We start from the raw sequence: 17,557 nt of genomic DNA, 5'->3' as shown, positions 1-17,557 counted from the left end.
ACTGGGGGGACTATGAGTGAAGCTGCTTAAAAGAACGTGTGCGGTAATGCTCTCATTTATTATGGTATTTCTGTCAACCTCTGAGAGCTTGCATGCTCTGGCGGAAGCAGTTACTGCTGCCAATACAACCACGATCCAGAATAACTTTATCAAGATCACTGTGGACAACAGCACAGGCCGCTACGGTATCCGTACCCTCGAAGGCCAGCCGATCCGCAAGAATGACCAGAATGTGAACCTGCTGTACAAGGGAGATGATCCGGAAACGTCGTTCACGACATTCCGGATTGACGGCACGGATTACATCTACGGAAACAAATACAAATTCGGCAATGATTTCTATTCGGAAACCACAGCGCCGAAGATTGTAGCGAACGCGAACGGCACCCAGCAGCTGGAGATGCTGTGGAAGATCAAAGGCGTGGAGATCAAGCAAATTCTGATGCTCTATACGGATGCGAAGGATGCCGTGAATTCAGGAAATGTAAATATCCGCTATGAAGTCAGCAACAAAAGCGGTGCCCGGGTATCGGTAGGCAGCCGGATTCTGCTGGATACGATGGTGGGCGGAAATGACGCGCCGTTGTTCCAGATTGGCACTGCCTACCAGGCACCGCTGATGGTGGAAAGAAAGCTGACCCATGATCCTGAAAAGAACGCCGGTATTCCTGAAGAGGACAGAGCCTTGTACAAGCTGCCCGCTTACTGGGTCATGCGCGACAAGCTGAATCTGACCAACCCGCAGGCGACGAACGTTGTCGCCTACGGCTTCAATAACTTTGCCGAGCAGAACATCAACATTGTGGATGAGATGATTGTCGGCCACTGGAATGGACTGGCGAATACCAAATGGGATTATAACGTGAACCCGAATCTGGATTTCACGCGGGATACCAATGATTACGGCAGCGCAGACTCGGCGGTCGCCTTCTACTGGAATCCGGATTCCATTGCCGCAGGAGCTTCACAAAGCTTCGAAACGGTATACGGCCTGGGTGAAATTATTGCACCGGACAAGGTCTTCTCGATCCGCTATGTGGATCAGGTGCAGCAGCTGGCGACGCTTGCGGACGACAGCGCCTACGCGGGCGAGGGTATTTTTAATATCACCGCCGAAGTGGAGAACCTGGCCGCCTACAATATGGAGCATTCCAGAATTGAGATGGAAATCGCGCTGGAAAGCGGACTCAATCTGGTCAGAGTCGATGCCAAAGGCGAGGTGGTCAGAGATGCGGACGGCAAGCCCGTTCTGGAGACCTCGCGCAGCAAGCTTCTGGAGTTCAGGAAATCAGCGACGCCGGAGGAGGCCGAGCAGGGCATTCAGCCGAAGTACAAGCCGGGCGACACGATCACCGCTTCCTTCAAGGTGATGGCGAAAGGCCGCCCTTGGCCGACTACCAAGGAATATATGATCTCGGCGCGCAGCCCGGAAACACAGGCGAAGATCGAGGGTGTTGAAGATGAGGGCATCAAGGCCCAGTATGAATCGGTCAAGTCGAACTTCATCCTGCTGCCTCCGATCGGTGAAGCGACTCCGACTTATGTATACGGGGTTTCACCGAAAGAGCTGTACAGCACGGATGTGAAATATTTGACCGTCAATCTGTCCAATATTGAAGCATACAACACCGGCAATGAGACTACCGCCCCGAACTTTGATCTGTACCTCAAGGAAACAGTGACCGGTGAACGCTACAAGGCTGATGTGCAGGATGCGGTCGTGATGCAGCCGACGGATGACGGCATGTCCGGGGATATGCGGATTACCTACCGCGGCGGCGACAAGGTGGATAGGGCAGGCGCAGTAATAGAAGCGGATCTTGGACCTGAGCTGCCGCCCGGCGAGTACCAGGTGGAGATTGATTACAAGGGCGATGCCGGCGGGGATGAAGAGGTTGCCGCTATGTATGATATCACCTCCACGCAGGCGGTGCTGGTCTCCGACAACAACGAGTCGCGGATCAGAGAAGCCGGAATCATGGCCGTATACAAGCAGCTGGTGGATGTCAGCGGCATCGCGAACGGCTCTTCGGTCAGCGGCGACCTGCTGGATGACCTGAACAGTCTTTTCCCGGGCGAGCCGTTTGAGGACGGGGCCTTCCTGTACAATGCCGTAACGGAATACAAGAAGACCAAGGCCCTGTTCGGGATTGCCAGCAAGGCGGCAGATCCGGAATTTGAGCTTGGCGAGTTCACGGACGATGAGGCGCTTGAAGAAACGCCGCTGTACAATTACCAGCTGTTTGACTCCGAAGAAGAGCTGGAGGCCTTCGGGCAGGAGGCGGAAGATGAAGAAATTGACCGCGAGGTTGTGCTTGTCATCCGCGGGATGATCAAGCAGGTAGGCTCCGGCGCGGATGAGCAGGTTGTGGTGGATACCAAAACAGAACCTGCGATCATCAACGATTCCGTAGCCTATACAGGCAAGGACTTGGCTTTTGTCCGGGGCAAGCTGAATATCTTCGGAGTTACCCAGCCGCAGGATATGCCGTTTCTGGATACGCTGTTCATCAAGGGAGACGGAACGCTCAGCGTGGCGAGCAGCGGCTTTATTTTCCACAAAGGCGAATGGACGCTGGATTTCTTCAACGGCTTCAACAAGTCGCTGGGCGGGGAAAACTATAATCTTCCGTCAGCGGATTCCGGCGGAGATGATGATGAGGAAGAGGAAGCAGAGAACACCAACCCTGAAGACGATACGGAGAACGGCAGCTTGAAATGGGCGGTCGGCGGCGTGGGCGACAGACTGAACCCGCTGCGCCAGGTCATGATCGAGGATGTGTATTTCAACAAGCAGTCATTGTTCGGTGCGCCGAGCTTCTCGATTGACGGCTTTGGACTATCCTTCAATGATTTCATTCTGAGAGAAGGCGGGATCTCCTTCGGAGGAAGCTTGTCGATGAAGATCGTCAATGCGGAAATCAAGAATGTTGTTTTCAATGACAAAGGCTTTGTCGGCATCGATGCGGCGCTGAAATTCGATCTGGGCGAGGAACTGGGATTGTTCGGGCCGAAGAAGGAAGGCGCAGCCAAGAAAAAAGAAGATGAGCCGAAAAAGCCAAGCGGTGAGATTACCGTTACACACTTTGTGCAGGACGTAGGCGGCGAGCCGGTTGAGAACCAGTATGGCCTGGCGTTCGATGCCCAGTTGAAGAATATGCTTGAGGTATCCGTTGAGCTGTCTCTGAAAAAGGTTAAGGACGGCCGTATTTTGCCTGACGTGATTGCCTTTGGTGCGGGACTCCCTTCACCGGGAATTCTCATCACCGGCGCAACCTATCTGACCGGCATCCGCGGTGCGGTTCGCGAGCTGGCGGATACGATTGCCGGGGGAACCCGGAATGATCCCTTCCCGATTACCGTGTCGGCAGGCGTGAGTGTGAGATTCGGCATGGCTCCGGCGTATTTCTTCGGAGATGTCGATCTGACCGTCAAGCGGACAGGGCTCAAGGTGGAAGGCAAGCTGGACTATTCCGCCAAAGAAGACGCGGAGGAGGATGACAAGCTTCCGATGCTGACCAAGGCGCTTCTGGAAGCGCAATGGGTAACTCCGTGGTTCGTGCGGGTAGAGGCGGAGATGGATATCGGCGGCTGGGATATTATCATCGGGAAGGCCGGGATCTTCGTCGGACAGAATTTGGAGAAGAACCGGACCGATTTTGAAGGCTATATCGGTGCCAGAATGCAGATTCCAAGCAGTGTGCCTGTTGTCGGCGGACTTCCGCTGTCCAGCATATTCCTCGGCGTGAACAATGATAAGGTCTGGGGCAGCATCGGTATTCTGCTGATCTCGCTGGGCGTCACTTATTATTGGGGCGGCGGAGTTGAATTCGGAACCTCCACGGACCAGCTGCCTGAAGGCATGATCCATCTGGTGGTGGATGATCCCGAGCTTGGACCGCGCCTGATGGTAATTGGACAAGGTGTAGAGACACTGGCTACATCTGAAATAAGTACAGAGAAAGAGAATCAGGAAGTCATTTACCGCGAAGTTGCGGAAGGTGTGAATTATGTCGAGAATGGTTCGATGAATATCAGCGTGGGCGGCATTACGGTCAAGAACAGCGGAAGGGTGCACGAGATTCCAATGGATGGCGTGAGCGGCAATGCGCTGATCGAGATGGAATATGATTCGAAGGAGATGCCGGAATTCACCCTTAAGGATGCCGGCGGCAAGGTATTCCCGGTGAAATTCGACAGCACGAATACCGATCCAACAGCCAATGCATTCCTGCAGCACATCCCGGCTGCACAGAATCCGGATCAGGTGGATATCCGCAGAGCCTACATTATCGTACCTGCCGATAAAGCGAAAGCGGGCGGCAACTGGACCTTGACTGCGGTATCCGCGGTGAAGACCAAGCTGCTTAACGTACCTGCTGCTCCGCAGCTGAATGAAATCAATCTGGCCAAGGACAGCACGAATGCAAATAAGTTCAACGCTTCCTGGAAGGTTGCCAATGCCGCAGAAGGCGATACGGTCAATCTGTACCTGGCAGAAGATGCTGTAACCAGGGACGAGACTGTGCTCGAAGACGGAACCAAGGTGCTGGACACAGGGGACCCGGGTCTTCTGGTCGCCAAGGATATTCCTGTCGGCCAGAACGGCGGGGTCAGCGGAGGTGTTACAAGCGGCAGCACCAGCATTGATGTAACGAATGTAACGCTGCTGGGGAACCCGGAGGATATCCGGGGCTTGCTGAGACAAGGCAATTATTATTTGCGGGCAGAGCTGAAGTCCAGCGCTACCTTCGCAACGAAGACCTCGGCGCAGAAATTTGAACTCATTGATCCCATGGCGCCGCAGAACGTCAGCGATGTGAAGGTTGAACCGGCAGGCAACGGATTGTTCGCCTTGTCCTTCAAGCCGGGCGCCCAAAAAGCGGGACATGCAAATTATGAGCACAGCTATGTAATTGATGCCCGGCGCGAGCAGGGCGGAGTCATGGCTGACTACTCGAACTTCGGGGAGGTTCTGTTCACGGAAGCCGAGCTTGCTCCATACTGGAACGCAGCCAGCGGCAAATATGAAGGCATCCTGATCGGCGGCTGGTCGGCAACATCGACTTCAGACACCGTGAACCTTGAGAGTCTGGAAGGCACCGTGATGGACCTGAAGGATGTTAAATATGCCGGGCTTGAAGTGGGCTATGAATATGAGGTAGGCGTATCTGCCGCAACGGTTCCGACTGCGGCGGACGACAATAACCGGAATTATCATTATGCCGACCGTGTCAGCAGTGTGAAGAAGCTGCTTCCGGAGCCTGTGAAACCAGTGCTTACTGTAGGCGGTTCCGGCAAAGTGGAGAATACCGGCAATTATATCAACCTTCTTACGAACCAGACGGAGCAGAGCCTTACACTCGGCTCCGATCAGAAGAATGTATCCGTTGAAGCTTTCTATGCCGAGCAGTCCATCGGCAAGGTTAGCCTGGCGAACAGCGGAAGCGGAAGCCAGGGCAAGCTTGATTTCACCCAGTTCAAGACTGATGGCCCTTATGCTGTTGAGCTGAGAGCCGCCAATACAGTGACCAAGGATCTTTCCGTCACAATGCTGTATCTGACCGTAGACACCCTGGCACCGGTGCTCTATATTGATTCACCCGCAACGGGGGCAAGAACCGCAGGCGGCAAAATTGCGGTCTCCGGGACAACGACCAGGGGTACCCTTCTCAAAGTCGGCGACACTATAGTCCCTGTAGCCGAAGACGGCACCTTTAACAGTGAGGTTCCAGTTGCTTCAGGCGATCCGACAGTGGCGCTCAGGTTCACGGCCACAGACGCTGCGGGCAACGGGAATTCGGCAGTGGTCGATATTACCAACGACAGCTATGAGGTTCCGGCAGCGTTGATTCTGCAAGAAGTGCCTGCACTTCAGCCTGGTCAGACCAGCACCATCAAGGCTTTCCTGAAGGTAGCCAGAGGGAAAGACGAAAATGGCAAGCTGGAATTTGAACAGATACCTGTGAAGGACAGTGATCTTGGACGTCTGGCCTATTCAGTATCTTCAGGGGATTCGGTTGAGGTGACAACCAGCCAGACGAATGTAACTACAGTCACTGCTTTGGCGACCGGGGCCAGTCTGATTGAAGCCGAGTATACCATCGCAGACGGCGTTACCCTTCAAGGCTATGCGGTCGCTACTGTTGAAGTGCCTGAGCTGACTGCTCTCGGCACGTTGACGGTGTTTACTCAGGGCGTCAGCGGAGACACCACGCATACCAGGGTAATTGTATCGAATGCCGGGGATATGACCGGCCAGCAGCTGGCCTATAAGATCTACTCCGGCGGAAGTGCTGAATTGCCGGTCTTGCAGGAAGACCTCAGCAGCTGGACGCTGCTTCCGGCGGATGGTGTGATTCTCGCCAAGCCGGGTGATGTCATTGTTGTTGCAAAACGGACTTCACTGAAGAAGCTGGCAATGGCGGCGGCCGCAGTACCGGCAGTCTTCTGGAGCAGCAGCTCCAGCGTCGGAGGCGGAGGCGGCGGAATCGGAGCTGTTCTTCCGGTTCCCGAAGCCCCGCCGGTGTTCAGCCTTGGCGGCAAGGAGATCGAAGCGGCTTGGGAAGGATCAACCGCAGTCCTGCATATTAAGGACGGCGATGCGGCAGCGGACGGCAGCGGCGATATTGTGATTGCCTCCAGGGAGACTGCAGCCACAGGCTTCAGCATCACTGCAGATCGGGGTATCGTGCAGCTGGCGGTAACGGCGAAGAAGAAGATTGTCATTGATGTTCCGCTCGGTCAGCTGACGCTCGCTCCTGAGAATCTGAGCGGCCTCTCTGAGCCGCTCAAGATCAGCATCGGCAGCAATGCTGCTGCTGACCGGGAGGCCATGATCACTGCCGCAGCAGCGCAGGGCTTCACCGTGCTGGGCGGAGGACAAGGCGTAACGGTCCGCGTGAATCTGGCGGCAGGCAAATGGGCACCGGCTCTTGCAGGCCGGCTAGCCATTCCGGCAGGCATCGCCGCGGAGGATATTACCGCAGTGGTGTTGAGAAATTCAGCAGGGTTGTGGACTACTATTCCATGGAAGCTGGATGCAGGCGGCAGCGCGGTGAATATCCGGCTGACGGGAGAAGGCAGCCTGTTCTTCGTCAACAATGCCAAGACATTCAGGGATGTAGCCAAAGGCTTCTGGGCTGAACAGAGCATCAGCGACGCTTCAGGCAAGCTGTTTGTGCTCGGCACCTCTTCAGACACCTTCGCTCCGCAGTCGAAGGTAACCAGAGCCGAGCTTCCGACGATTCTGCTGCGTGTGGCCGGACTGATGAACAATACGGCAGCCAAGCAGAACTTCAAGGATGTGGCTGAGAGCAGCTGGTATTTCCGCAGTGTCTCCATTGCAGCAGATCTGGGTATCGTTACCGGTCTCGGCGAGGGCACATACGCACCGCAGTCCACACTGACGCGGATGGAAGCTATGGTCATGGTAGGAAGACTGCTGAATGCAGTCAGTGCAGGCGGGGACAGCATCGAAGACGCAGAGGTAGAACAAATTCTCAGCGCCTTTACAGACAAGGATGACATTCCTGCATGGGCGAAAAACTCTATCGCACTCAGCATCAAATACGGCATTATCCGTGGAGCGAACGGCAAAGTCAATCCTGCGGGAGCATTAACCCGTGCGGAAGCAGCCGCCATGGCGAACAGGCTGGATGAGTTCATCACCGGCAAGCAATAAGGAGGCAATACCCGCACCGGACCGTCTTGGCGGCAGGTGCGGGTTGCTTCACCCATACAGTTTCAAACGGTTCACAATACATTTGAGGCGGTGTCATGATGGCAACAAAGCATAAATCACTGATCGGCCTCGCGGTTGCGCTGATCGTTCTGGCGGTCGCGGCGGTTGCCGGAGGCTTGATGGCCAAAGCCGACGGGCAGACCTGGACAAGCTCAGCCGACACGTCATGGTATAACCCGGTCTATACTACCTTTAAAATTGATACGGCAGAGAAGCTTGCCGGGGTGGCGAAGCTGGTCAATGAAGATGGGGATGGCACGGTTAACGGATTGAACGGCAAAATCCTGGAAATCGATAAAGACTTGGATCTGTCTGCACATCTGTGGGTGCCTATCGGCAACGGAGAGCATCCTTTCCGGGGAACACTGATCTCCAAGGACGGTGCGATTCTCAGGCTTTCGGGCATGAATGTGCAGCCAAGCCTCTCTTATCAGGGCTTGGTCGGCAATATGGATGGCGCGACTGTGGGCGGCTTCGAGTTCACCTCCAGCGGCTCCATCAGCGTGACCAGCGTTACTTATGATGTCTACGCCGGCGCTGCCGTCGGTAAAATGACAGGCAACAGCACGGTGTACGACATTATCAATAAAATCAAAATTGAGACCATCAGCCTGCCGTTCCATGCATATGCTGGCGGAATCGTGGGTATGGGAACAGGCTCCATCGCAAATTCCGTGAACGAGGCTGCAATTACGGCGAACGGTGCTTCAACTGTCGGAGGCATTGTCGGCTACGGCGGTCCCGGCAGCCTGAAGATCAAGAAAGCATCCAATTCCGGCGCCTTGCTGGTAAACGGCCTGGAAGGGACCAGCTATGCCGGCGGGATTGCCGGGCATACCTCCGGCTCCCTGATCATGAATGATGAGGATACAGCTATCAGCAATACGGCATCCGTTACGGCAACTGGCGGGGAAATTGTCTATGCCGGGGGAATTATCGGCAGAACCGACGGAACCATCGTGTTCTCGAGTGCTACGGCCAGCGGCGGAGCTGTCAGTGTGAATGCTCCGGGGGCAACCGGCGCTTATGCCGGAGGACTGATTGGCGCTGTGGGCGCCGTGCAGAATCCGGATATCAGCATTGCCTTTGCCCATACGGCTCCGGTAACCAACAATGGCGGCATGAATGTGTACACGGGCGCAATTGCCGGTTATGCGGACAGTGCGCTGTCCTGGTCGGCAGCCTACAATAATGCGAACCCGGTTACGGCAACGGGCTCGCAGAACATATATACCGGCGGCTTCATCGGGTATGCGGCAAAGGGGATCATGCTGAATAATCCGGCAGCCGGAGCCTATCAGAATACGGCGGCAATTAACGTCAGCGGCGGAACGGCGATCTACACCGGAGGGATTGCCGGTTATGATGCCGGCGGAAGCATCATGAATGCTTCCTTCACGGGCAGCCTGAATGTTGCCGGTGCTGACGGTGTATACACCGGGGGGATTGCGGGCTATGAAATCGGAGGGGTAATCACAGCCTCCCAGGCCGGGGCTGCAGCCAGTCCCTTCAATACCATCATTTCCGATGGTACGGTCGGGGGAATCGCCGGTTACCTGGAAGGGACCATCAGCAATTCGGCAGTGAAGCACATCACGCTGAAGACTACCTCGGAGGGGGGCGTTGTCGGCGGAATCGCCGGAAGCGCGCAGGGAACAATCACCGGCGTACTGGCCGGGGATGCTGCGGGTGCCGACTATAACAGCCTGCGCATTGAAGCGGAGGCCAGTGTTCCGGCAGCGGATGGCAGAGACAACGTCACAGCGGGCGGACTTGTCGGCAGCAATGACAAGGCGCTTGCGCTGACGGACAGTCTGGCAGCCAAAATCGGTTTCATTAACGTAAACGGCCGGAGCGGATATACGTTCGGAGGTGTGGCAGGACGCCTGAATAATGAGGCTTCCATCGGTACGGCGGCGCAGGCTGTTGCAGCCAGCGATATCATAGTGGAACTGAAGGCAGAACAGGTGAGCTTCGGCGGCGCGGTTGGCGACAACCGGGCTTCTGCGCTGCATCTGCATACGAACCGGATTGAAATCCGGGCCTTGGCCGCGAATGGCTATGCCGGGGGGATGTTTGGGGAGAATCACGGAGCCAGTCCTTATGTGCTGGCGGAGAACATCACGATCGGCTCCCCGGGTCCGGACAACGCCGTGGGCGGTATCGCCGGGTTCAACACCGGAACGCTGACGGATGTGACGGCCCGCTCGGTGGTGATTGAGGCCAGCGGTCCACGGACGGAAGCGGGCGGTATTGCCGGACGCTCCGAAGGCCTTGAAGGCAGCCGCGCCGGGATCATCACTCCGGTAATGTTGGCCGGAGAAAATGCGGTGATTACCGTAACCGGAACTGAAGTGAAGGCCGGCGGAATCGCGGGTTTTGCCAAGGCAACTGATATTGTGAAGCCGGCAGCTACGGCAGTGGCACCGGATTATGTCATTTTCTCTATATCAGGTATTGACGCTAAGGCAGGAGGATTGGCCGGAGCACTGGAGAACAGCACCATCAGCGGAGATACGGCGGCTCTGAATGCCGAGAACCTGCTGATCAATACAACCAAGGATGCGGCAAATGCCTATATCGGCGGATTTGTCGGCTACAACGATCAATCCAGACTGGAACGACTTGTCGGCAGAGCCCTGAACCTGACGCTGAACGGCCCGAATGTGCAAGCAGGCGGCATGAGCGGCTATAATCTCGGTTCAAATACGGCTGTAATCACAAACAACTATATTACGGCTTTCAGCTTGAAGACGAATGCCACAGCGGCAGGCGCCATTATTGGCGGAATTGTCGGACTGAACGATGCCAGAGCGGGAGATCCGGTCCAGAATCCGGGGACTGCCGTCAGCACCCTTCAGAACAGCCGCACGCTGGGCAGCATCAATGCAGCTTCTCCGGCCTCCGTCGTGGGCGGTATGGTTGGCGAGAACCGCAGCTTGATTGCCAACAACAGTATTACGGATAAGCTTCCGGTAAGCTCCAAAGGCGCTAATGTGATTTTTGGCGGACTGGCCGGACGGAACACAGCAGCAGGCACACTCTATTACACGTATTCCAACGCCAACCTGACCATTGAAGGCGAGGGAACATTGGCCGGAGGACTTGCCGGTGAGAATGCCGGACAGGTCAAAGGCTCGTATGTGGACATCGATATTACAGGCAAAGCTGCCGGAACCGCCGGACAACCGGTATTCCTTGGGGGACTGATCGGAAGAAACAGCGCAGGTGCCGTGGAGCAATCCTATACTTCTTCCAAAATAACCGCGAGCGGCAGCTACACTGTTGTCGGCGGTCTTGTGGGCGAGCACACTGGAGGCACAATCAAGAATTCGTATGTAGCCAAAAGTGTAACAGCCGACAGCGATCACTCCTATGCGGGCGGCTTCATCGGCAGAATTACGAACGGTAAAGTATCGAACGCCTATTCTGCGGCGGAAGTTAACGCGAGCAGCGGCGCATATGCCGGAGGTTTTGCCGGCCGGTATGACAATGCCAGCAAAGAGCTGCTCTACAAATCCTACTATATAAAAGATGAAGACAAGAATATCAACAAGGACCTTCCGGACTTTGCCGAAGGCAACCACCGCTGGCTGGACGTGCATGTGCGTCTGACCACCATCCTCTCGGAAACGCTGAGAGACAGAGAGGTTTTCCCGGGATTGTCCGGATGGGATTTCACCGGCGCCTGGAAATACGGCTCGCTGAATGCCGAATACAAATATCCTGAAGTGAACCGTGAAGCCAACACCGGCGGGGATACCGGGGGCGATGTGAACTCCAACATCAACTGGTACATGAAGGATAAGGATGCCATCCTCTTCCAAATTACATCAGAAGCAGAGCTTGCCGGATTGGCAGCGATTGTGAACGGAACGATTGCCGGTGTGGATAGTTTCGATTTTGCAGGAAGAACGATTACCGTAGCAGGTCCGATCCATATCCAGTCGAAGCAATGGACCCCTATCGGGGACACGGAAGAGAATGCCTTCCAGGGAACCTTTGAGGGCGGCAGCCATTTGATTGACGGGCTTACGCTGCAGTCGGCAGTGTTCAGCAACTCCGGATTGTTCGGGGTAATCGGCGATGAGGGAACGGTGAAGAACATCAATCTGGAGCCATTGTCCATCGCGGGCAGCCAGTATACCGGGGCGCTTGCCGGCCAGAACAAAGGTACGGTATCGAATATTGATCTCAAGCTGCTGAACGGTGTGAAAATCAGCGGCGGTACCGTCGGAGGTATCCTGGGCAAAAACACAGGTGCGCTGGCATCGCTTCATCTGACACTGGACGGCGGCAGCAGAATCGAGACGGTCTATACAGGCGGCATTGCCGGCGGGATCGCCGGCGACAATGCTTCGGACATCACCTATGTCCACGATGCAGACCGCAGCAAGACACTCGCAGCATCCACTTACCTGCTGACTGCAGTTGACGGCAGCATCGGCAGCTCTGCCGATCAGGCGGTCATCGGCGGATTGATCGGCAGGCAGGCAGGGAATGTGACGGGTATGAAGGAAGAAGCCAGCCCGAAATACCGGATCGCTTCGACAGGCATGAACACGGTCACCGGCGGATTGATCGGCCGTTATGTAACGGGGACTGCCGATCAGCTGACTCTTGAATTCAAAGACGGCCAGCTTGAAGCGCTTGGACTGGATTCGGTACTGGGCGGACTGATCGGCCATCTGGATACAGGCGCCAAGATTACGGGCGGCACAGTGACCGGACCCGGAACCGGCGTGCAGCTGAAGGGAAATGGCACCATCGGAGGTATTGCAGGTACTGTAGACGGTGCAGCCGGAGGAATGAAGCTCTCCGCAGCCTCATCCGGCAACGTGTATGATATCGATCATTCTTCGGTGAGCGGTGTTGCGATTTCCGCAGTTGACGGCAGCCTGGAGGCGGTCATCGGCGGTATCGCGGGCGAAGCCTCGGACGCAGCCGTGAATGATGTGCAGTTCCGCGGTTCTCTTCAATCCGCAGGCGAAGCCAATATGGCCGGCGGTATTCTGGGACAAGGCGTGAACACGCTGCTCTATAATGTGAACGCCGCACCTCAGCTTGCAGTAACTGCGAAGAATGGAGCAACTGCAGTCGGAGGGATTGCCGGAAGCATGTCGGCAACTGACCTGAACGAAGGCTTCGAGTTCGGCAAAGCCTATCCGTTATACAGAGGCATATACCTGGCGAAAGCCCACACCGGATCGATTGAGGTCACGGGTGCAGGCAACGCCGCAGAGCTGAATGCCGGCGGGATCGCGGGCAGAAATGAGAATGCATCCATCTACCGTTCGGAAGCGGCCATTGATCTGAACGTTACCGGCGGCAACACGGCAAGCGTCGGCGGGATTGCCGGCTACAGCAGCGGAATTATCGTTGATGCTGCCGCACAGGGCAGCCTGAATGCCGGCAACAGCAGAGTCTACAATGCGGGCGGCATTGTCGGCTGGGGAGAGGGCGGCGAAATTCATTACAGCAGCATCTCGGGGGCGGATGGCCAAGCCATTACGCTGGGTACGGCGGTAACAATGGGTGAAGCCGTTCCATCGACCCGCGCCGGTGGATTGGTCGGCCTTGGAGACGATATGAAGATTACGTATTCCCATGCGGACATCCCGCTGCGGATTACGGATACGAATCAGGACAATACGATTTATGCGGGCGGCTTCGCCGGTCTGCTGGGAGATACGGATATCCGTGAAGGCAGCATTGAGCGTTCCTATGCTACAGGAGCAGTGACGGTAAGCGGCAGGCTGGGCGCCTATGCCGGAGGCTTCGCCGGTTCGGTAGACCACTTCAGCATCAGGAATGCCTATGCTTCAGGCAATATCGACAACACCGGATTTGATACTCGCAGCGGCGGCTTTGCCGGTACGGTGGAGAGAAGCGCGGTGATCAGTGATTCCTATGCACTGCAGGCGAAGGTTTCCACGGTGGGAGTCAAGTCCTCCCCCCGTTCCTACACAGGCGGCTTCGCGGGCTACAACGATGGAACCTTGAGCGGGGTATATGCGGGTGTGCCGGATATTTCCGTCAATGTGACCGGCTCGACGGTCTATGCAGGCCGGCTGGCCGGCTATAACTTCCGCGACGGCCAAATTATCGGCTCCACCTTCTCTCCGGCAGCGACTGCACAGCTTCCTGCCGTAGGGCGCAACGCAGGCGCCGAGCCAGGTGCGGTATCTGTGGATGCATTTGACCCGCTGGCATCCGGCAAATGGAATATCGATTTCGATACTTCATTCATGGACCATGCAGCGGATGGCGTGGCAACCCTCGTTACGCCGCAGCAATTGAAGGGCGCAGTGCTGCTCTACAATGAAACGGGAATTGAATATTACCGTCTGTACAACAGAACAGCCACCGGAGGTCTGGCGCTGAACAAGCTGCTGCTTGGAGCGGACATCGATCTTGGCGGCAGCCCTTGGACCGCCATAGACAGCTTCACCGCTGAATTCGACGGCCAGGGACATACCATCTCCGGGCTGCGGCTTGGCAAGGAAGACAGTAAATATGCAGGCTTTGTATCCGAGAACAGCGGAAAGATCATCAATGTGGGCTTTGCAGGTGCCAGGATTGAAGCGGGCAAGGATGCCGGTATTGTTGCAGGCATCAACCATGCCGGAGCTGAGATCTCCGGTGTAACCATCAGCGGAAGCGTAGCTGCCAGTGAAACTGCAGGCGGCGCGGCGGGGATCAACCTGGGAACACTCACAGCCCTCCGGACAGATAACCTTACTGTACAGGGTGCAGGTTACGCCGGAGGCATCGCCGGTATCAACAGCGGCACTATTGCAGAGTCCGCTTCTGCCGGAAGCATCGGCACCGGCGGACCGGCCGCCGGAGGCATCACGGCACAGAATACGGCACAGGGCATCATTAAGGATTCCATGTCCTATGCGGATGTTCAGGCAGCTGCAACTGAAGCAGCTGCCGGAGGGATCGCCGGTCTGAATGCAGGGGAGATCAACAACACCTATGCTTCCGGACGGATCAAGGCCTTTGGAACAAACAAGGCGTGGGCCGGAGGGATTGCCGGACATGCTACAGCCGGTTCCATCCTGTCCTCCCTGAACACCGGAGAAGCCAGTGCGGCAGTGAACGGCAAGCTTCTGCCGCAGCAGGCATTCTTCGGCGGAATTGCCGGTCAGAAGGATAACGGGGCTATCATCAGCCGCTCCGCCTTCAACAGACAAATGCTGAAGAGAAATATCGCCTACTATGACGGGGCAGGCAAGAGCAAGGCGGGGGAAGCCGGTGAAGGCCTGCCGGCAGCACAGCTGGTTGCTGCGGCTCTGCCGGCGGGACTGGATGCGAACCAGTGGACAGCACACGAGGGCTTCTACCCTGTGCTCAATGTATTCAGCGGAACGGCTGAAGGCCTGCTCGGCTCGGCCGCAGTCATACTGAATCCGCAGGATCTGATCAACCGCGTGGACGGAAGCTTCAGCCTGAGCAGCGGTATAGCCTGGAGCGCTGATCCGTCCAAGGCAGCGCTCAGCGGTACAACAGGCAAGCTGCAAACAAGCGGCAGTGCTGTACTGACTGCGGCTGCCCAAGGCAAGAGCCGGAGTATTGCAATCAACGAAGCTGCGGTGAAATTCCCTGAACAGGCAGTGCCGCCGGCTGTTGTATCCGGCGACAAGGTGTTCAACGTCCAGGTTAACGTTGTTCTGGCAACGGCGGAGCCGGGCGGCAGCATCTACTATACGCTGGACGGCAGCCGTCCTACGGAGAATTCCCAGCTCTACAAAGAACCGATCGTGCTCAGAAGCGCTGCCAAGATCCGGGCGGTTACCATCTTGGAAGGCAAGGAATACAGCGAGGAACTGGCAGGTGAATGGTCCCCGCCTTCCTACTATGGTGGTCCGATTACTATTGTGGCTCCACCAGTGAAGGAACCGGCAATCTCCGCAGTTGCGGGTACAACCACAACCAGCGGCGGCAGCGAAGCTCCGGTCAAGGTAGCCAAGAACAGCAGGCTGAAGCTGACCGCACCGGAAGGCCAGACGATTTATTACACTACGGACGGCAGCACGCCGACGGTGAACAGCACGAAATACACCGGCGAGCTGCTGATTACGGGCAATATGACGATCAAGATGATTACGGACCAGGATGACACTGTAATTACGATTGAATATGTAGTCGAAAATGCAAAATACAGCCTGAAGAGCAACGCAGGCGAAGTGAAATATATGATTGCACCGGCAAGCGGCCTGTTCCAGCCGAATGCGGCGATTACCAGATATGAGACGATTGCCGCACTGGCGCCGCTGCTCGACATGGAGGAGGTCAATGTGGGGAACCTGTTCAACGATGTGAACGCCGAGAATCAGGCTCTGACTGCCTTCTTTGCTTCGGCAGGCATCGTTGAAGGATACCCGGACGGCGGCTTTGGCGGCGGGAAAGGCTTGACAAGAGCCGAATTCTCCAAGATCATGACCACCGTGCTGAAGCTCGATGTGACAGAGAACGGTGTGACGAAGCAACCGGATCTGAAGGGCCACTGGTCGGAGCAATATGTCAACGCACTGTCCAAAGCGGGCTATGTACAGGGCTTTCCGGATGGTACCTTCAAGCCGGGCGACCCGATTACCCGGGCACAGGCGGTTGTGCTCATCAACCGTATTGCCGGCACCCAAAAGCTTAATGTGACCGCAGTAAGGTTCAAGGATCTGCCGGCGACACACTGGGCGTACAAGGACATTATGTCTGTAATCCAATAACCGGAAGCGGGGGATAAGAGAGATGAAAAGAAACTGGCTGGCCGTGTGCCTGGTGTTCTCCGTTGTGTCTGCGGTGCTCTTCTATGCCGGCACTTCCAGCGCCGACACACTGGCGGTTAACAGCGCCGAGCAAACGTACCGGCTTGCGGAGAATGCAATGTTCTACCTGCGGGTGCTGAAAAGCGACGGTACGGCAAGTTCCACAGGGACAGGAATTATCCTGTCCTCCGGCGGAACAGCGGCAACCGCCTACCATGTGGTCAAAGGCGCGGAGCGGATGGAAGGGATCATGGCGGACGGAACGGTGATCAGTCCGATCAAAGTCGCCAAATACGATGAGCTTAAGGATGTGGCCGTGCTTGCGCTGCCTGATCCGGCAGCCATGAAGGTGAAGGGCAATGCGTATTCGTACCTGAATGTGCGCAAGGATGCGGTCAAGCATGGGGAAGCCGTGTTCGCACTGGGGTATCCATTGAAGAATACGAATATCATCACCGAAGGCATTGTCAATTCGCCGGATGCGGAGATTAACGGCAGAAGCCGGATTCTGGCCTCCGCCCAAGTGGCGAGCGGGATGTCCGGAGGGCCGCTTATGGATGCCCATGGCCGGCTGGCCGGGATCATCTCCGGTTCCCTGCGGACGATGAACAACATCCATCTGATCATAAGTACCGAGGATCTGCTCAGCCTGCTGCCGGCAGTGCTCAAGTAGACGGGATCAGAACCATAACCACCCTGGCTGTCCCCGGACGTTTGCGGCAAACGCGGGGGCAGCTTTTTTTTAAATATAAGACTCCCATGCCATGCTTGCTTGGCAATTAAATGATACTTCTATTTCTCGCTGAAACACCCCGTCCCCCGTAAGGACGGCGTAGCCGGTTCTGCTTGAAGGATAAGAATTTTAAAGTGGAATTCGTAAGAATATGTTTTGCGGGAAGCGAAGCTTACCCCTTATTCTGGCTTTAGCCAGTTGAGTGCGTGAAACGCGCGAAACAAAAAACCACCCGCTATGCGGGTGGAGGGAACGAGGGTTTGACCACCAAGACCATTCCGATAGAATTGAGATGTTCAGGCTCAAACG

At 56.1% G+C, this 17,557-nt stretch carries 3 protein-coding genes; all 3 read left to right on the top strand.

The window, feature by feature from the left end; all coding sequences use genetic code 11:
* The first annotated feature begins 16 nt into the window (after positions 1–16).
* A complete protein-coding gene (locus HYD27_RS12560; protein WP_219215566.1) occupies positions 17–7,684 on the top strand; it encodes an S-layer homology domain-containing protein in 7,668 nt (2,555 codons plus the stop codon).
* Between the two features lie 98 nt (positions 7,685–7,782).
* Entirely contained in the window at positions 7,783–16,476 is an 8,694-nt protein-coding gene (locus HYD27_RS12555; RefSeq protein WP_219215564.1) for a chitobiase/beta-hexosaminidase C-terminal domain-containing protein, read from the top strand.
* Positions 16,477–16,498: 22 nt separating this feature from the next.
* A complete protein-coding gene (locus HYD27_RS12550; protein WP_219215562.1) occupies positions 16,499–17,188 on the top strand; it encodes a S1 family peptidase in 690 nt (229 codons plus the stop codon).
* Positions 17,189–17,557 lie beyond the last annotated feature (369 nt).

It is taken from the genome of Paenibacillus sp. S150, from assembly GCF_019352175.1.
Taxonomy (GTDB): Bacteria; Bacillota; Bacilli; order Paenibacillales; family Paenibacillaceae; genus Paenibacillus_AQ.
This window is presented reverse-complemented; position numbering and strand designations above follow the sequence as displayed.